A 16,532-nucleotide genomic window follows, 5' to 3' on the forward strand; every position below is an offset into this window, starting at 1 on the left:
GCGTTAATAGTGGTCATCGTGGTGAACGGGGTCCGTGCACCTTTTGAGCGTTTCACCCGGCAGAACACCGCAGGCGGGTCCGCCCCCGTTTCGGCGGACAGCGAATTCCCGGTCAGCCGGGCGACCTCTTTCGCCAGCCAGTTCGCCGCCGTCTATCTGAATTTCGAGGCCGTCCGTTCCCAGGAAAGGGCCGCGCGGCTCGCGCCCTACCTGCCCGACGGCGCCCCGCCGCAGTTCGGCTGGGACGGGCTCGGCCGGATGGCCGCCGGCGCGGTGCAGCCGTACGGCACGGAGATCGTCGACAGGGAGAACGCCGTCGTGACCCTGGCGTTCCAGTCGGGCAGCCGCCGCCAGCTCCTGTCCGTGCCCGTGTTCCACGACGGCGAGACCGACAGGTTCGTGGTCTCCGGCCGGCCGGGGATCCTCCCCGCGCCGACGCCGGCGAATCTGCCCCAGGTGCCCGCCGGGGAGAGTGACGAGGCCGCGGAGACCGAGCTCCGCACCCCGCTGGCCGATTTCTTCAAGGCCTACGCCGCGAGCGACAACGCCTCCCTGCAGCGCTACGCCGCCGCCGGGGTCACCCTGGAGGGGTTCGGCGGCGCGTTCACCTTCGTGGAGCTCAAGAACCTCGACGTCCCCCTCGTCGGCGGCGCCACCCGCGACGTCACCGCCACGGTCGTGTGGGGCGTGCCCTCAGGCGCGTCGCCCTCCGCCGAGCCCACCCCCTCCGATCCCGGGGACATGAGCGGGAAGCTGGAGCAGGCCTACCTGCTCACCGTGGTCAAACAGGGCGACAAGTGGTTCGTCAAGGACATCCGAGGCGCGAAACGGTCTGTGGGGTAACACATGATCGAATGGTGCCGGGCCGCAGTGAACAGACCCCCCCTGATCAGCGAGTCGGCGGTGGACGGATCCGGACATGCGTGTCGCGGGCACGTGGCCGCCCGGCAAGCACGATCATGAGCACGGAGGACGAGAAGTGATCCTGAAGACCATCCTGCTGAGCGCGATAGAGCTCGCTCAGCCGACCTCTCCTCCGGCGGGTGTCAACACCGAGGGCCTGGCCGACTTCCTCCGCAAATTCTTCGCCCCGCTCTTCCTCGTCGTCGTCTCCGTCGTCGCGCTCTTCTTCCTCTTCACCCGTGAGATCACCAGGTTCGTGCAGTTCATCATCCTCGCCGTGGCCATCGGAGTGATCTTCTACGTGCCCAACATCATCGAGGTGACGGCCAAGGCGATCGCGGGCGCACTGGGCATCACGGGGGGTTGAGACCGCGCGTAGCGGTCAAAGAACGAGAGGCGGAAAGGAGGAGCGTGTGGACCTGCCCACGTATACCAATATCTGGCGGATTGAGAAGCGGCTCTACAAGCTGTACGACCTACGGCTGCCGATGCCGCTTCCGATTGTCTGGATCGGTGTGTTCGTGGGTGTGGTGGTGCCCTGGTCACTGCTGCTCTACCTGCTAGGTCTGCCTTTCGACGCGCCCTGGCATGTGGTGTACCTGGTGCCGCCGGGGATCGTCACCTGGCTCTCCACCCGGCCGGTGATCGAGAGCAAGAGGCTCACCGAGCTGCTCCAGTCACAGGCCCGCTACGTGGGTGAGCCGCGCACCTGGTGCCGGATGGCCCCCGCCTCCGAGCCTTCGGAGATCAGCCTGACCGGCCGGGTCTGGCAGGCCGCGCCCCAGCGGGAGGCGCCGGTCCGGGTCAAGGCCTCCCGCAGGGCCCGGCACGCCCAGTCGAAGCGCGCCGCCGCCCGCGAGGTCCGCCCCGCGGTGGCCGCCGCCGCGGCGGCCGCGGCAGCCGCTCCGGTCGCCCGCGAACGCACCGCCTGGGGTACGGCCGTGGCACCTCGCCGGGGCACCGCCCCGGCCCTCGGGCAGGCGGTGTCCGCCGAGGAGCCCGGAGCCGTCACATCCGCCGCGCGCGCGACCTCCGCTTCCGAGACGCACGCGCCCCCGGCCTCCGCGATACGCGCGACCTCCGCTGCCGCGGTGCCGGTCGAGGGGGTCTCCCTCGCCCCGCCTCCCGCGGCCTCCGCCGCGCTGGTCAAGGCGCAGGCCGACCCCGCGCCGGCCGCTTCGACCCCTACGACTTCTCCGGCCCCTGCCGCCGGGCAGGCCCCCGCCGGCCCGGCCGCCCCGCCCCAGCAGGCCCCGGCCGCCCCGGCCGAGCAGGCCCCGGCCGCTCCGATCGGCACCGAGGCGTTGCGGCGGCTGCGCAGGCTCGCCGCCTCGGCCGAGGCCGAGCGTGCCGTTGCGGTCCAGGCCGACCAGGGCAGGGCCCCGGCGGGCGCGGCGTCTTCGCCTCCGGCTCAGCCCGAGGTGACCGCTGAACCCGAGGCGACCGCTGAACCCGCCGAGCGTGCGGCGTCCGCCGAATCCGCGGCGTCCGCCGATCGTCTCGTGGCCGGTGAGCCCTCTGTGCCCGTTGCCGGGCCTCGTGAGTCGGCCGGGCGGCCTGAGGCCGTCCCCGGGTCGGTGGTGCCGCTTCCGCAGCGTCCCGCGGCCGTCGAGCGCGGTCCCGGGGCCGTCGAGCGGCCCGCTGCCGCCTCCGGGCCGGTGGTGCCGCTTCCGCAGCGTCCCGCTGCCGTCGAGCGGTCCGCTGCCGCCGCCGGATCCGGCGACTCCGCCGAACAGCCGCCCGCCGAACAGATGCCCGCCGATCCCCGGTTCGTCGGGCCCGCTCCGTCCCGGCGGCGTGCCGCCGAGCCGGAGGTGCAGGCGGACGAGGCGGCCGAGGGCCTGTGGGCCCGGCACCGCAAGGGGCAGCCGGCGCCGGCGGAGCAGTTCGCCGAGACGCAGAGGACGTGGCCGCAGGAGCGGCCCGGGGGGACGCCGGCGGGCGTCTCGATCCGGGCGGTCCCCGCGAGGACCGAGGCCAAGGCCGACCCGGTGATGCCCGCGGTGCCGGTGCCCAGGCCCGGTCAGGGCGAGGCCCGGGTGCGCCGGGTGGAGTCGGTCGTCGGCCGGGATTCCTCGGGGGGCTGGCGGCGGCTGGCCCAGGTGGTCATCGGGCCGGGCGCGGGCCGGATGGACGGGGCGGAGATCGACGAGGCACGGGCCAGGACGGTGTTCGGCGGCAGCCGCCGGGTGGTGGTGCTGGGCTGCACCGGCGGCGCCGGGCAGACCACGACGGCGCTCATGCTCGGTCACACTCTCGCCCGGTATCGCGAGGACCGGGTGCTCGCGGTCGACGCCAACATCGGCATCCACCCCCTGTCCAGCCGTATCCAGGGCGAATCGCCCGAGACGCTGAGCTCCCTGCTGGCCGGTCTCGACAACATCCACGGCTACCTGGGCATGCGCGCCTACACCAGCCGCTGCGCCTCCGGCCTCGAGGTCATCGCCGGTGACAGCGACTCCGGTGCCGAGCAGCGGCTCGCCGACCGCACGCTCTTCTCCGACCGGCGGCTCAGCCAGACCATGAACATGCTGGACCGCCACTACAAGCTGATCGTCATGGACCCGGCGGCGGCGCTGGCCGCCCGGGTGCTTCCCTACGCCGACCAGCTCGTCCTGGTCGTCCCGGCCAGCGAGGACGGGCCGGACGCGGTGGCCATGACCTACGAGTGGCTCGACGGACACGGCTGCGCGGACCTCCGACGTCGCGCGATCATGGTCGTCAACGGCGTGAGCCGCCGGAGCATGGGCGACGTGGAACAGGCCGAGGCGGTCGCGCGGGGCCGGTGCCGGGCGATCGTGCGGGTGCCCTGGGAGGACGAGCTGGCCCCCGGCCGGTCGGAGCGGGTGGAGCCGTCCCATCTACGGGCGCCGGGCCGCCGGGCGTATCTCGCGCTGGCCGGCGTCGTGGTGGCGGGCTTCGGAGCGGCGCAGACGGTTCGACCCAGCGAGGAGGAATTGGCCCAGTGATCCCCCGGGCGCGAGGAGACGTGGTGAACGGGCGTAACGAGGTGGGCGCGTGAGCGGGCGCGGCGGGCGAGCCGCCGGCCACGGGGACCCGGCCGCACAGCCGGCGAGGGAGGTCGTGTGAGCCGCGCCTCGCGGGCACGCAACCGGCTCGCCGTCCGATACTTCGACGACCGGATCCTGCTGACCGACTCGGCGGTCTGGGCCTACTTCCGGCTGCCGACCGTGAGCTACGAGTTCATCACCCCCGAGGAGCGGGAGGCGCTGGCCACCAACATCACGATCGCGCTGGCGGCGATCCGGATGCCGGACGCCGAGGTGCACCTGCGGGTGGCGCACCGCACCTATCCCGCGGCCGAGTGGGCGATGGCGCTGAACGCCACCTCCGACGAGGGCCCCGGCTGGCGCGACTACCTGGAGGAGATGTACCGGCACGTCTGGGCCAAGGACTTCTGGAGCAAGGAGGTCTACCTCGGCGTACGGCTCGGCCTGCGCGGCAGGCAGCTCGGCACCGGCGTCCTGTCCCAGCTCTTCGGCTTCTACCAGCGCAGCGAGAAGGTTCTGGGCATCGAGGACGACCACGTCCCCAAGACGGAGATCGCCAAGTGGTCCGAGCAGGCGGAGCGGCTGGGCCGGGCCCTGTCCGCGAGCGCTCTGTACGCCCGGCACGCCACCTCCACCGAGATCGCCTGGCTCTTCCAGCACGCCGCGACGGGCTCCCTCGGCGACCCGCCGCCCTCGGCCAGCCCCAAGCGGCGGTGGGGACAGGGCGAGATCGAGTCCCTCGTCGAGGGGCAGATCCACAACGGCAGGTCGCTGCTCCGGATCGAGCAGCCCCAGGGCGACTCCTACGTCGCGTACCTGTCCTTCGCCCGGTTCCCGGATCTGATGCCCTTCCCCGACGGCGAGCCGTGGATGCACTTCGCCGACCAGCTCCCCTTCCCGGTGGAGATCAGTTCGAGGATGCGGCTGATCTCGCCGGTCAAGGCCAGCAAGGACGTGGCGCGCAAGCTCGCCCACGCCCGTGACATGGACATCCACATCCGGGAGGCGGGCGCCGAGGCGCCGCTGGCGCTGGCCGAGCAGATCGACGCGGCCCGGATGCTGGAACACGGCATCACCAAGGAGCGACTGCCGTTCGTGTACGGCTGGCACCGGCTGATCGTCTCCGCCCCGACCGAGGAGATCTGCGTGCAGCGGGTCGAGGCGGTCGTGGAGCACTACCGTGACATGGGCATCGACATCGTCAACTCCACCGGTGACCAGTTCTCGCTGTTCTGCGAGGCGCTGCCGGGCGAGCGGGTCCGGGTCAACGCCTACGCCCAGCGGCAGCCGCTGCGCACCATCGCGGGCGGCATGGCGACCGCCACGGTGGACCTGGGCGACCGGACGGACGAGGGCAACGCCGGCTGGATGGGACCGTACGTCGGGGAGACCCTGGGCCGGGCCCGGAGCATCGTCCACTTCGACCCGCTGGTGGCGGCCACGCGCAACCGGCCGACGGCCATCGCGATCACCGGTGAACCCGGCGGCGGCAAGACCACGCTGGCACTGCTGATGATCTACCAGATGGCGCTGCGCGGCGTGACGGTCGCGGTCATCGACCCCAAGGGCGACGCCGACTCCCTGGTCCAGCTGCTGCAGAGGCGGGGCAGGAAGGCGAGGGTCATCCCGCTCGGCTCGGCTGCCCCGGGGCTGCTCGACCCGTTCTCGTTCGGCGACGACATCGCGGCCAAGAAGACGATGGCCAGCGAGACGCTCCGGCTGCTGCTGCCGCGCATGTCGGAGGAGCGCGAGTCGGCGATGATCCAGGCGGTCGCGGCGGTCTCCAACGGCGAGGACCCCTCGCTGGGCAAGGTCGTCGACTTCCTGGAGCAGACCGAGGACGCCGCCTCCAAGAACCTGGGCGCCGTGCTCCGCTCGATGTCGGAGATGCATCTCGCCCGGCTCTGCTTCGACCCCTCCGGCGGCGACCAGATCGACACCGAGGGGTGGACCACGGTCTTCACCCTCGGCGGCCTGACCCTCCCGGACGCCTCCACCGGCCGCGACGACTACTCCTACGAGCAGCGGCTGTCGGTGGCCCTGCTCTACCTGGTCGCCCAGTTCGCCCGGGGGCTGATGAACGGCCTGGACCGGCGGACCCCCAAGGCGATCTTCCTGGACGAGGCCTGGGCGATCACCTCCACGCCCGAGGGCGCCAAGCTGGTGCCCGAGGTCAGCCGGATGGGCCGCTCGCGCAACACGGCCCTCGTGCTGGTCTCGCAGAACGCCGGCGACCTGCTGAACGAGCAGGTGACGAACTGCCTGTCGTCGGTGTTCGCCTTCCGCTCCACCGAGCGGGTCGAGGTGGAGCACGTGATGGCGCTGCTCGGGGTGGAGCCCTCGGAGGAGCACAAGGCGATACTGCGCTCGCTGGGCAACGGCGAGTGCGTCTTCCGGGATCTGGACGGTCGGGCGGGCCGTATCGGGGTGGACCTCATCTCCGACGAGCTGGTGCGCTGGCTCGATACGAATCCGACCCACGACAAACCAGGCGAGAACGTGCATGATCTTTCTGGGGGCGACAGAGTCAGTAGGCCGGGGGCCGCGGCGCTGGAGGTACGGTCATGAAGGTCTCCCGCAAGGGGCTGAAGGGTTCCCGCAAGGGACGACTGGGCAAGCGGATCGCCATCGCGCTGGTGGCGCTGACCGCCTTCCTCGCACTCCCACTGCTGGCGCCGGCGGGCACACCCACCGCCGTCGCCGCCGCTCCCTGCGACCTCTCGCCGGACCTGGCTCCCGAGGTCGTCGGTTCGGGCGTGGACGGCCTGCTCAAGCCACCGTCCCCGGCCGCGCCCACGCCGGGCGCGGCGGCTCCCGCCGCGGCCCCGGCCACGCAGGGCAACTACGCCACCTACGGCATGAGCGGCCAGTTCTGGCACACCCACCAGCTCGGCTGCGACGACGTCGCGGCCGTGATGGGCAACACGATGGCCAACACGATCTTCTCGTGGGCCAAGGCGCTGGACCGGCTGACCATCACCACCTATCAGGCGGCGGCCACCGAGGGTCCGCTGGAGTCGATCAAGGATGTCGTCGACGACATCGTGATCAGCCTTTCCAACGCGATGTACTGGCCGTTCCTGCGGCCGATCGTGATCCTCGGCGCCATCTGGCTGGCCTGGTACGGCCTGATCCGCAAGCGGGCGACCACGACGGCCGAGGGCGTCATCTGGATGGTCCTCGCGGTCACCGTCGCGGTCTGGTTCTTCAGCCGCCCCGGCGACTTCACCGGCATGGGCAAGCTGGTCACCGACAAGACCAGCGAGGTCGTCAACTCCGCCTTCTCCGGGCTGCCCGGCGCGGGCGGGACCTCCTGCATTCCAGCCAAGGGTGACACCAATCCCGAGATCAAGTCCGGCGGTTACGGTCAGACCGGCGTCCCGGGGGTCGAACAGAACGCCGAGGCGCTCTGGTCCACCCTGGTCTGCAAGCCGTGGCTGATGGGCGAGTTCGGCACCGCCGACCCCGCGGCACCCGCGGTGAAGGCGTACGCCTCCAATCTGCTGAGCATCCAGGCACTCGACGAGGCCGAGCAACGGGCCACGCAGACCCCGAACACCAACGCCCACCAGGCACAATATGAGGCCGAGATCGCCGACAAGCTGGAGAACACGCCGATCTTCTTCCTCTTCCAGGGAAAGGATTGGACAAACCGGATGGGCATCGCGATCGGCGCGCTGATGGCCGCGATGGTCGCGGGGCTGCTGATCTTCCTGGTGGCCGTCTCGCTGCTGGTGCTCAAGGTCGGCTTCCTGCTGTTGCTGATCCTCGCGCCGGTCTTCCTGCTGATCGGCGTGCACCCGGGGTCCGGCCGGATCATCGCGATGCGCTGGGTGGAGATGCTGGTCGGCACCCTGCTCAGACAGGCGGTGCTGACGCTGGTCCTGGGCGTCCTGGTGTACGGCTACGCCCTGATCATCTCCACGGCGATGCCGTGGGGCATGCAGGTCATGTTCATGGCCCTGCTGACGATCGCGGTCTTCTTCTACCGGCGGCCGTTCCAGCACCTGTTCGCCTCCATGGACGGGCACACGATCGCCACCCGCGTGCTGGGCGACGCGGCCACCGCGCCGACCCTGCAGCGCGCGGCGGGCGTGCTGCCGCCGGTCGCGGCGGCCCGGATGGGCCGCTGGGGCATGCGCAAGGCGGAGCCCGTGTTGCAGGCCGCCGCGCTCGCCGGCGGCGCCTCCGTCGCGACGACGGCCGCCGCGGTCGCCCAGGGCAAGGTCCGCGGGGAGGAGGGCGCCCCCGGCGGGCACACCCCCTCGGGCGCCCGGGTCCCGGTCGGCGCGCAGCCCACGCCGCTCGACACCGACGCCCAGGCAGCCGGCCGGCGCAAGGGCACCGGCCGGCCGGTCACCGCCGCCCGCGCCGGCGCGGCGCCGCCGCTCAACCTCTCCGGAGGCGGTACGGCGGGCAGCGCCTCCCCGACCCGTTCGGGCGGCGCCGGCCGCGGCGGCGCGGGCGGCTGGTTCAGCGGCCGCTCCGGCGGCTGGGCCCCGCAGGGCGGATCGGGTCCGGCGGGCGGGTCGTCTCCGGCGCCCTCGTCCGGTGGCAGATCCTCCGCCCCCTCCTCCGGTGGAGGAGGGGCGTCCCCGTCGGGGGGCGGCCGGTCGGGTGGGAGCATCTTCGGCTCCGGCGGCGGTTCCCGGCGCTGGGACTCCGGCTCGCGCGGCTCGGGCTCCGGGTCGCGGAGCGGTTCCGGGTCGGGGTCGGGCTCGCGCGGCGGGGGCGGCGGTTCCCGCGGCTCCTCGGGTTCCGGTGGTTCCCGGAGCTCCTCCGGCTCCGGCGGCGGCGTCTTCGGGGGCTCCCGTGGCTCCTCGGGGTCGGGCGGCAGCCTGTTCGGCGGTTCCTCCGGCGGATCGAGGAACAACGGCGGCGGGCGCACGGACAGGTCGTCCGAGGCGCCCCCGCTCTGGCTGCCCAGCCGGTCCGACCGGGGCAGGCAGGCGGATGAGGCCGCGCCCTTCTGGCTCCGCGCGTCCAACCCCGACAAGGACTGACGATGGTCGAAGGGGGCAGCCGCCGAGGGCTCGTCTTCGCGGTGCTGGTCATCATGCTGGCCGCGGTCGGGATCTACCTGACCATGTGGCCGGACTCCGGCGACGAGCGGCAGCCACCGGCCGACCCGGTGGGCGCGAGCCGTACGGTGGCCGCGTCGCAGGCGCCGCCGGGCGCCGAGCGGCCCCGGCCGTCGGCGACGGCCAGCAACGCGCCCTTCGACGTCTACTCCTACCTGCCGATGACCAAGCAGGAGCTGGCCGCCGCCGCCGACTACGCCCAGCGGTTCACCACCGAGTACGGAACCTTCAGCTACGACGAGGACCCGGCGGACTACGGGGATCGGCTCAGTGGCTACACCACGACCGAGTTCGCCGCCGTGCTGCTGCGCACGGTCACCTCGCCGGGCAGCGTCGAGGCCAACCGCGCCGACGAGGTCGTCTCCGTCGGCACGGCGCGGGTGAAGGAGATCCGGCAGGTCCAGAGCACCTCGGTGACGTTCGTGGTCACCGGCACCCAGAACGTCACCGCCAAGAGCGGGCCGAAGGAGCGGACCGAGGACTACGCCGTCACGCTCATCGAGGTGGGCGCCGACTGGCGGGTCCACGATCTGCAACCGGCGGACGACGGCCAGGACGGAGACGACCAGTCCTCGCAGACGGGCCAGATCGGATGACCGGCGGAGACGGCCAGTCCTCGCAGACGGGTGAGATCGGATGACCGGCAACAGGAAGCTGCACCTCGCCCTGATCCTCGGCGTCGCGGGGCTCTGCATGCTCGCACTGGTCATGGCGCCGATGCTGATGGTGAGCACGTTCCCGTCCTTCACCGGCGGCGGGATGCCCGACTGCGAGGACACGGCCAGGACCGTGAGCGCGCAGTCCGAGACCGCGGGATCGGACATCCCGGCGGAGTATCTGAAGCTGTACCGCGAGCACGGCGAGAAGATCGGCGTGCAGTGGAACGTGCTCGCCGGGGTGGGCAAGCGGGAGACCGACCACGGGCGCTCCACGCTCCCCGGGGTGCGCAGCGGCACCAACTACGCCGGGGCCGCGGGGCCGATGCAGTTCCTGATCAGCACCTGGGGCGGCAAGGCGAAGATCAAGATCCCGTCGCGGTTCAACGGCTACGCCTCCGACGGCGACGGCGACGGCTGGGCCGACGTCTACAACCCGGCGGACGCGATCCTGGGCGCGGCGAAGATGCTCAAGCGCAACGGCGCGCCGGAGGACGTGCGGCGGTCGCTGTTCGTCTACAACCGGGCCTGGTGGTACGTGGACCAGGTCATGGAGATCGCCGGGAAGTACGCCGAGGACGGCGCGGTCAGCGTCCCTCCGGAGGCGGAGGCGGCCTGCGACGAGCCTCTGGTGGAGGCGGCGCCGAGCGGTACGGTGGCCGGGATCCTGGAGTACGCGCTGGCGCAGCGCGGCAAGCCGTACCTGTGGGGCGGCACCGGGCCGGACGCCTTCGACTGCTCCGGGATCATCTACATGGCCTACCGGAACGTGGGGCTGACCATCCCGCGCACGACCTTCGGCCAGTGGCCCTTCGGCGTGAAGATTGCGCCGGGTGAGGAGCAGGCAGGGGATCTGGTCTTCTTCAACTCGGGGCCGGGCACCGGGGCCGACACTCCAGGGCACGTGGGCATGGTGGTCTCACCGGGCAAGATGGTCGAGGCGAGGTGCCGCCTGTGCGGGCCGATCAAGGTCACCACCTACCGCGACCGGACCGGCATCGTGGGGTTCACCCGGCCGTTGCGAAACCCCGATGTGCTCGCGCAGCTCAAATTGAGGGAGCAAGGCTGACACAATCGGGTGCCATGGACAAGGTCGTTGTGGGAGCCGCGATCGTCGACGGCAGCGGCAGACTGCTTGCCGCCCAGCGCGCAGAGCCACCCGAGCTCGCCGGTGGCTGGGAGTTACCCGGTGGAAAGGTCGATCCGGGGGAGGATGATCACACCGCGCTGATCCGGGAGTGCCAGGAGGAGCTCGGCGTCCTGGTCGAGGCCGGGGAGCAGGTGGGCGGCGACTGGCCGCTGACCGACGGTTACGTGCTCCGGGTCTGGCTGGCGGAGATCGTGGAGGGGGAGCCGGAGGCCAAGGAACACCTGGATCTGCGCTGGCTGCCCATGGACGAGCTGTACGACGTGCGATGGCTGCCCGCCGACCTGCCGATCGTGCGTGCCGTACAAGGCCAGCTCGATGAGGGTTGAACGGTAACTCTTTGTGACATAACAATTACTGGATGTGTTGTTGTCGTGCGTCCGTATCGGGGGATCGGAGAAGTGCGGTGACCGGATGGTGGCAGCGTGCCCGGGTCGTGTCGGCCGTGGGGACGGGAGCGCTCCTTCTGGGGGGAGGGCCGGCGGTATACGCGGCCGGGGCGGACGACCCTTCCGCGCTCCCCGCCGAGGCGGCGGAGGCTGACGAGCTCAACTCCTGGTCGCGATGGGTCCGCGCCGGTGGCGTGATCCGGTTCCGGGTGTGGCTGGAGGGATCCGGCACCGACGCGCGGCTGGCGGTCGAGACCACCCCCGCCGAGGCGCTCGCGGGCATCGAATGCCCGCAGGCGATCGACCCCCGGCTGCCGCGCGGCGGTCCGCAGCTGTGCACCCTGGGAGAGGTCAACGCGCGCAGATCCGTGGACGTGCTGCTCACCATGCCGGACGAGGCCGAGGACATCGAGCTGACCGCGGTGGCCCGGATGCGCAACCGCGAGGGCGTATGGGTCACCCACACGGCCAGGATCACCGTCGAGAACCCGGCCTCCAGAAGCGCCGAGATCGTGAAGGCGGCCCAGATCCTCGACCTGGCCGACCCCGTTCTGCCCCGGCCCGCTCCGGGCGTGCTTCCCCGGCCCCCGGGGTCCCCCGCCGAGGACGCGGGGACGCCGGGGCGTGCCGAGGACACGGCGGCGGAGGCGGGGAAGGCCGTCCCGGCGGTCACCGGCAGCCCGCTCGCGCCGTCCGCGACGACGCCTGGCCCCGCGACGCCGTGTGCTTCCGCGGAGCCACAGGGTTCCGCGACGCCGTGTGCTTCCGCGGAGCCACAGGGTTCCGCGACGCCGCATGCTTCCGCGACGCCGTGTGCTTCCGCGACGCCGCACGGTCCCGCGGAAGCGCCGAACGCCCTTCAGATCCGGCCGGTGCCGGTCGCGCCGCTGAACCCGCCGGCGCTCGGGGCGCCGCGGATCGTGGGGGAGCCGGGAGTGCGAGCCGTGCCGCCGGATCCGCACCCGAGGGACCGCCGTGAGGGGGAGGGGGCTCCGATGATCCTGGAGGAGCCCGAGACGCCCCAGGGGAGCGCCTCGGTGTATGAGGACCCCGGGGCCGAGGAGGTGGCGCCGGAGAATTCCGGCGCCCCGGAGAGCGCCGATCCGGGTACCGATCCGAGCGCCGGGTCGAGCGCCGGGCCGAGCACCGATCCGGCCGCCGGGATGGGGCAGGGCGGCGGGGGCGCGTCCGCCGGGATGGGGCAGGGCGGCAGAAGGCCGCTGGAGCCGATCACGGCAGGGGAGCCGGCCCGGCCGAAGGGGGCGACCCAGGCGCGGCGGAGCGGGCGGGAGCAGGTGGACGCCGGGGCGAGATCGGCGGCCTCGCTCTCGGAGGAGCTGGCCGAGGCCGGGCAGATGCCCCCACTGACGGGAGAGGTGCCGCAGATGGCGATGCCGATGCCGCAGCCACCCGGGCAGATCCCGCCGGTGTGGAACGACCCCAACCTCCGGATGCCGCTGGCCGCGCCCGTGCCGGCCGTGTCGCCGTCGTCGTCGGTCATGGCGGACTCGCAACCACTGGGCGCGCCGTTGCCCCAGGACTTCGACGGGTCGAGCCGGCAGGTCAGGCCGATCGCCGAGGCAGATCCGATCCTGACCGGAATGCGGGGAATCCCGGTGGTGGGAGTCGCGCTGGGAGTCCTGCTGGGGCTGCTCTGGCTGCAGATGAGGGTCCAGCGTCGCCGTGAATCGCGATCCGTGATGTAAAAAGCAGTTTGCTGTTACTTTTGCCCAACTAGTATTTTCCTTGACTCGTTCTGTATGGGAAATCCGCGGAGGGCACCGGTGACGCGATCACGGCGTACGGCGGCCGTCTCCGCCGTTGTCATGTCCCTGGGACTGAGCGGGATGGCGCTGCTCGCGGCCGCGCCGCTCACCGCCTCCGCTCCCGCGGACGCGGCCGTCCGGCTGGTCGTCGCCAACCCCTCCGAGATCCCCGGCTGTGACGTCGACCCGGGGGCCCCGTGTGAGGAGCCCACGCCGGTCACCACCGTCACGGTCACCGCCAGCCCCGATGAGACGGAGACCACCCCGGCGCCGCAGCAGACGGTGACCACCACGGTCACGGTCCCTCCGGCGACGAAGACGCCGAAGCCTCCCAAGACCACGGCCCCGCCGGAGACGACCGCCCCGCCGGTCCCGACGTCCGCCCCCGTCGAGCCGCCTCCCGTCGTCAACCCGCCGCCGGCGACCGAGGAGACGACGGAGCCGGAGCCCGTCTTCCCCGGCACCGAGCAGACCTCGACCACGCTCCCCACGGCCCCGGCCGAGCCGACCGGCAGCCCGACGTTCGAGGAGACCGCGCCCGCCGCGGTGCCCTACGAGATCCGCAACGCGGCCTCGGAGTTCGACGGGGCCACCCTGAGCGGACAGCTGGCCATCCCGGCGCTGATCCTCGTGCTCCTGGTCCTGTTCGCCGTGCTGATCTTCGAAGGCAGGCTGCGCCGCCTGGCCCACGCCGCGGCCATCCGCCGCGCCGGCCCCCGCGCCCTGGGGCACCCGCGAGGCGACGCCATGGGCGCGATGGGCTACCCCGCCGGTCCCGGCTACGGGCCCGCACCGGGTTTCCCGCACGGCGCCTACCAGGGTGGTGCGGCTTACGCCCCGATAATCAGCTTCGTCCCCATGCAGATGTATGCCCCGGTCTACCCGGAGGGTTACGCGCCGGAGCAGTATCCCCAGCCGTACGAGCAGCCGACGGCCTATCTGCCCCAGCCGGGCTACGAGCAGCCGCCCGCCGGTTACGTGGAGCACCAGTACGGGATGGAGCAGCAGTACGGGCAGGCGCCCTACACGCCGACGGGACCGGACGCCGCGCCGGCCGCGTTCCAGCACCGGGACGCCCAGCCGTACGGCGGCCCGCAGGGCGACTTCCCCCAGGGGCCCGGCGAGTTCCCCGGCGCGCCGTTCCCGCAGGAGCCGGCGCACGTCCGCGGCCACACCCAGGAGCCGTTCTTCCCCACGCCGGACCGGTTCGGTGACCACCCGCGGCCCGGCGGGCCGGAAGGCTCCCTCCTCGAGGGCCCCGGGTCACCCGGTGGAGCCCTCGGCTCGGAAGACGCGCCGTCCCCGCACGGCCCCGAGCCCCTACGCCAGGACGGACCACAGCACCCGTACGGTCCCGCCCCGCAGGGCTCCGACTTCCAGGGCGGCCCGCCGTTCCCGCCGGGGCGTGACCTCCAGGGCGGCTCGCCGCCTTCGCATGGCCATGACTTCCAGGGCGGCCCGCCGTTCCCGCCGGGGCGTGACCTCCAGGGCGGTCCCGTTCCGCAGGGGCCGGGCGAGTTCCCCGGCGCGCCGTTCCCGCTGGAGCCGCCGCACGCCGGCGCCCCCGGCCAGGACCCCCTCATCGACCCGTCGCCCTCTCCGGAGTCCACCGGCACGGCGGTCTACCCCCTCCCGGGCCAGGACACCGGCAAGAAGAGGCGCGGCCTCTTCCGCCGTCCCAAGTAACCGCCGGGAGCGGATCCGGCGCCGCCGCCGTACGGCCTTCCGCTCCCGAGCGTGTCCCCCAGCCGTCAGGTAGTCGCTCTGCATGCTTCGCTCTTGATCCGGGCGGTCTCGGCGTGGGGCCCGAGGTGACAGGCCGGAATGCTCCTTCAGCAGGTCATCCGTCGTCGCGTAGAGTGCGGTCGCGAGGATGCCTAGGTTGCCGGTCACAAAACGATCTTCGACACCCTCGTTCTCGTCTCCGCAGGCACCCCTTGGGATAGATCATCCAGCTCGCACGACGCGTACTGGTCTGCCGATGGCCGAGCGTGCGCGGGATTCCCCCAACCACGCATGCCCGTCGACTATCTGATCTTGATGATCACCTTTCCGAACGGGCTGGCCGATTCGTAGTACCCGTACGCTGCCGCGGCTTCTTCGAACGGGAACACCTGGTCGAGGACTGGTCGGAGCCGATGCGCGGTGATGACGTTGTTCATTGAGATGAACTGGGCGCGACTGCCGACGGCCAATGCGCGGACCGTAGCGGCGACGCCGAACAGCAGACGAGGGTCGACCGGTGGCCAGTTGCCGGAGACGGACCCGACGAAGGCGATGTGTCCGTCGACGGCGACTGACTTCAGCGACTGCTCCAGCGTTCCGGCGGTGTCGACGACGCGGTCGACCCCTCGCCCGGCGGTGAGTTCACGGGTAGCGGTGTGCCAGTTCGGGATGTCGCGGTAGTTGATCACCTCGTCGGCTCCCAGATCGCGAAGGCGCTGTTCCTTGTCCGCGCGGCTTGTCGTGGCGATTACTCTCGCGCCCAGGAGTTTGGCGAACTGCACCGTGAACAGCGACACGCCGCCGGAGCCGGTGACCAGCATGGTCTGTCCGCGCTGGATTCCGCGGCCGTCGCCGGTCAGGGCGTTCCATGCCGTGACGGCGGCGCAGGGAAGAGTTGCCGCCTCGGTGTAGGAGAGGTGGTCGGGGATGTGCACGAGCGCGTCCTCGGGGAGGATGGCCAGCTCGGTCAGCATTCCGTCGAGCGAGCCACCCAGTTGCGGCAGGTATGCCGGTTCCAGCGGGCCGTCCAGCCACCGCGGGAACAGTGCGGCGGTGACGCGGTCGCCTGGGCGCACCCGCCGGACATCCGGCCCAACGGCGACGACCTCGCCGGCACCGTCCGAGACCGGTATGACGTCCGGTTTGACGGGCAGCACGTACTGCCCCCGTAGCACCAGAAGTTCGCGGAAGTTGAGTGAGGTGGCGTGGACCGCGACCGCGACCTCCCCCGCCCCGGGTGTGCGTGGTTCGTGCGTGCGCAGCGACAGGCCATCGATACCGCCGCCGGTGGTGACGTGGTAGCTGCGCACCGTCGATGGGCGTATCGCCGTCATCGCGGTCATCCCTCGATGAACTGGTAGTCGCTGACGATGCGGCCGTCGGGGCCGAGCATGAGGATCTCCAGCCCGACGCCGGCGACCTCACCCCCGTCCCGGGGTGCCATCTCCCAGTTGAACTTGACAACGTCGTGGAGCCGGTCGGTGTTGCCGCGCGACCGGAAGACAAAGGTGCCTGGCGCGACGAACTCCTCGTGGGCGCGAGTCACCCGGAACTCCAACGCGTGGTGCCCGCGCGCCTCCAAAAGGAGACGCTCGAAGCCCAGCCCTTCAGCGGTCTGCAGGATCTCCTTGGGAGGCTGCAGCACATGGACCGCATCGGCGGACCACAGCTCGCGAATCGCGGCGCGGCGGCGCTCCGCATCGGGTTCGTTCCATACGGCGACGTAGCGGTCGGTGAGGTCGTGGATGTCAATGTCAGCCATGGTTGATCCCCTTGGTTGCGAATGGTCGGCGTGCGGCAACGACCTTGCTGCGTCGGCCGTCGCGCGGCAATTCCTCGCAGGGAATCGCCGAT

At 71.9% G+C, this 16,532-nt stretch carries 12 protein-coding genes; 10 read left to right on the plus strand and 2 right to left on the minus strand.

Features of this window, described 5'->3' with window-relative positions; genetic code table 11:
* Positions 1-18: 18 nt before the first annotated feature.
* From BM085_RS24595 to BM085_RS24640, 10 genes are all read left to right on the plus strand, one after another.
* A complete protein-coding gene (locus BM085_RS24595; protein ID WP_245789650.1) occupies positions 19-843 on the plus strand; it encodes a conjugal transfer protein in 825 nt (274 codons plus the stop codon).
* 136 nt (positions 844-979) lie between these two features.
* Positions 980-1,270: a hypothetical protein gene (locus BM085_RS24600; RefSeq protein WP_093889288.1), complete on the plus strand. Its 291-nt coding sequence runs from the start codon at positions 980-982 to the stop codon at positions 1,268-1,270.
* Between the two features lie 46 nt (positions 1,271-1,316).
* Positions 1,317-3,872: a TcpE family conjugal transfer membrane protein gene (locus BM085_RS24605; protein WP_093889289.1), complete on the plus strand. Its 2,556-nt coding sequence runs from the start codon at positions 1,317-1,319 to the stop codon at positions 3,870-3,872.
* Positions 3,873-3,989: 117 nt separating this feature from the next.
* The gene (locus tag BM085_RS24610; RefSeq protein ID WP_093889290.1) at positions 3,990-6,482 is read left to right on the plus strand and encodes an ATP-binding protein; all 2,493 of its coding nucleotides are present in this window, start codon (positions 3,990-3,992) and stop codon (positions 6,480-6,482) included.
* Complete coding sequence (locus tag BM085_RS24615; RefSeq protein ID WP_093889291.1) at positions 6,479-8,917, plus strand: type IV secretion system protein; 2,439 nt, start codon at positions 6,479-6,481, stop codon at positions 8,915-8,917. Before BM085_RS24610 ends, BM085_RS24615 begins: the two co-directional genes overlap by 4 nt.
* A gap of 2 nt (positions 8,918-8,919) precedes the next feature.
* Complete coding sequence (locus BM085_RS24620) at positions 8,920-9,591, plus strand: hypothetical protein (RefSeq protein WP_093889292.1); 672 nt, start codon at positions 8,920-8,922, stop codon at positions 9,589-9,591.
* A 40-nt stretch (positions 9,592-9,631) separates the two neighbouring features.
* Positions 9,632-10,720: a C40 family peptidase gene (locus BM085_RS24625; RefSeq protein WP_093889293.1), complete on the plus strand. Its 1,089-nt coding sequence runs from the start codon at positions 9,632-9,634 to the stop codon at positions 10,718-10,720.
* Positions 10,721-10,734: 14 nt separating this feature from the next.
* On the plus strand, positions 10,735-11,127 hold the full coding sequence (locus BM085_RS24630) for a (deoxy)nucleoside triphosphate pyrophosphohydrolase (protein ID WP_012894841.1): 393 nt from the start codon (positions 10,735-10,737) through the stop codon (positions 11,125-11,127).
* A gap of 77 nt (positions 11,128-11,204) precedes the next feature.
* Entirely contained in the window at positions 11,205-12,893 is a 1,689-nt protein-coding gene (locus BM085_RS24635; RefSeq protein ID WP_093889294.1) for a hypothetical protein, read from the plus strand.
* A gap of 78 nt (positions 12,894-12,971) precedes the next feature.
* Positions 12,972-14,639, plus strand: a complete 1,668-nt coding sequence (locus BM085_RS24640; RefSeq protein ID WP_143121057.1) for a hypothetical protein — start codon at positions 12,972-12,974, stop codon at positions 14,637-14,639.
* A 341-nt stretch (positions 14,640-14,980) separates the two neighbouring features.
* Here BM085_RS24640 and BM085_RS24645 read toward each other — a convergent pair whose 3' ends face one another.
* A complete protein-coding gene (locus tag BM085_RS24645; protein ID WP_093889296.1) occupies positions 14,981-16,021 on the minus strand; it encodes a zinc-dependent alcohol dehydrogenase family protein in 1,041 nt (346 codons plus the stop codon).
* Positions 16,018-16,440 carry a hypothetical protein gene (locus BM085_RS24650; RefSeq protein WP_093889297.1) on the minus strand — a complete coding sequence of 141 codons (423 nt, stop codon included), beginning with the start codon at positions 16,438-16,440 and terminating at the stop codon, positions 16,018-16,020. Before BM085_RS24650 ends, BM085_RS24645 begins: the two co-directional genes overlap by 4 nt.
* Between the last annotated feature and the right edge of the window lie 92 nt (positions 16,441-16,532).

Origin of the sequence: Streptosporangium canum (assembly GCF_900113865.1) — a bacterium.
Taxonomy (GTDB): domain Bacteria; phylum Actinomycetota; class Actinomycetes; order Streptosporangiales; family Streptosporangiaceae; genus Streptosporangium; species Streptosporangium canum.

Bases quoted from the DNA above. Each gene is read 5' to 3' on its own strand.
- BM085_RS24630 (WP_012894841.1), top strand. From the start codon at position 10,735: ATGGACAAGGTCGTTGTGGGAGCCGCGATCGTCGACGGCAGCGGCAGA.
- BM085_RS24650 (WP_093889297.1), bottom strand. From the start codon at position 16,440: ATGGCTGACATTGACATCCACGACCTCACCGACCGCTACGTCGCCGTA.
- BM085_RS24620 (WP_093889292.1), top strand. From the start codon at position 8,920: ATGGTCGAAGGGGGCAGCCGCCGAGGGCTCGTCTTCGCGGTGCTGGTC.
- BM085_RS24625 (WP_093889293.1), top strand. From the start codon at position 9,632: ATGACCGGCAACAGGAAGCTGCACCTCGCCCTGATCCTCGGCGTCGCG.
- BM085_RS24645 (WP_093889296.1), bottom strand. From the start codon at position 16,021: ATGACCGCGATGACGGCGATACGCCCATCGACGGTGCGCAGCTACCAC.
- BM085_RS24615 (WP_093889291.1), top strand. From the start codon at position 6,479: ATGAAGGTCTCCCGCAAGGGGCTGAAGGGTTCCCGCAAGGGACGACTG.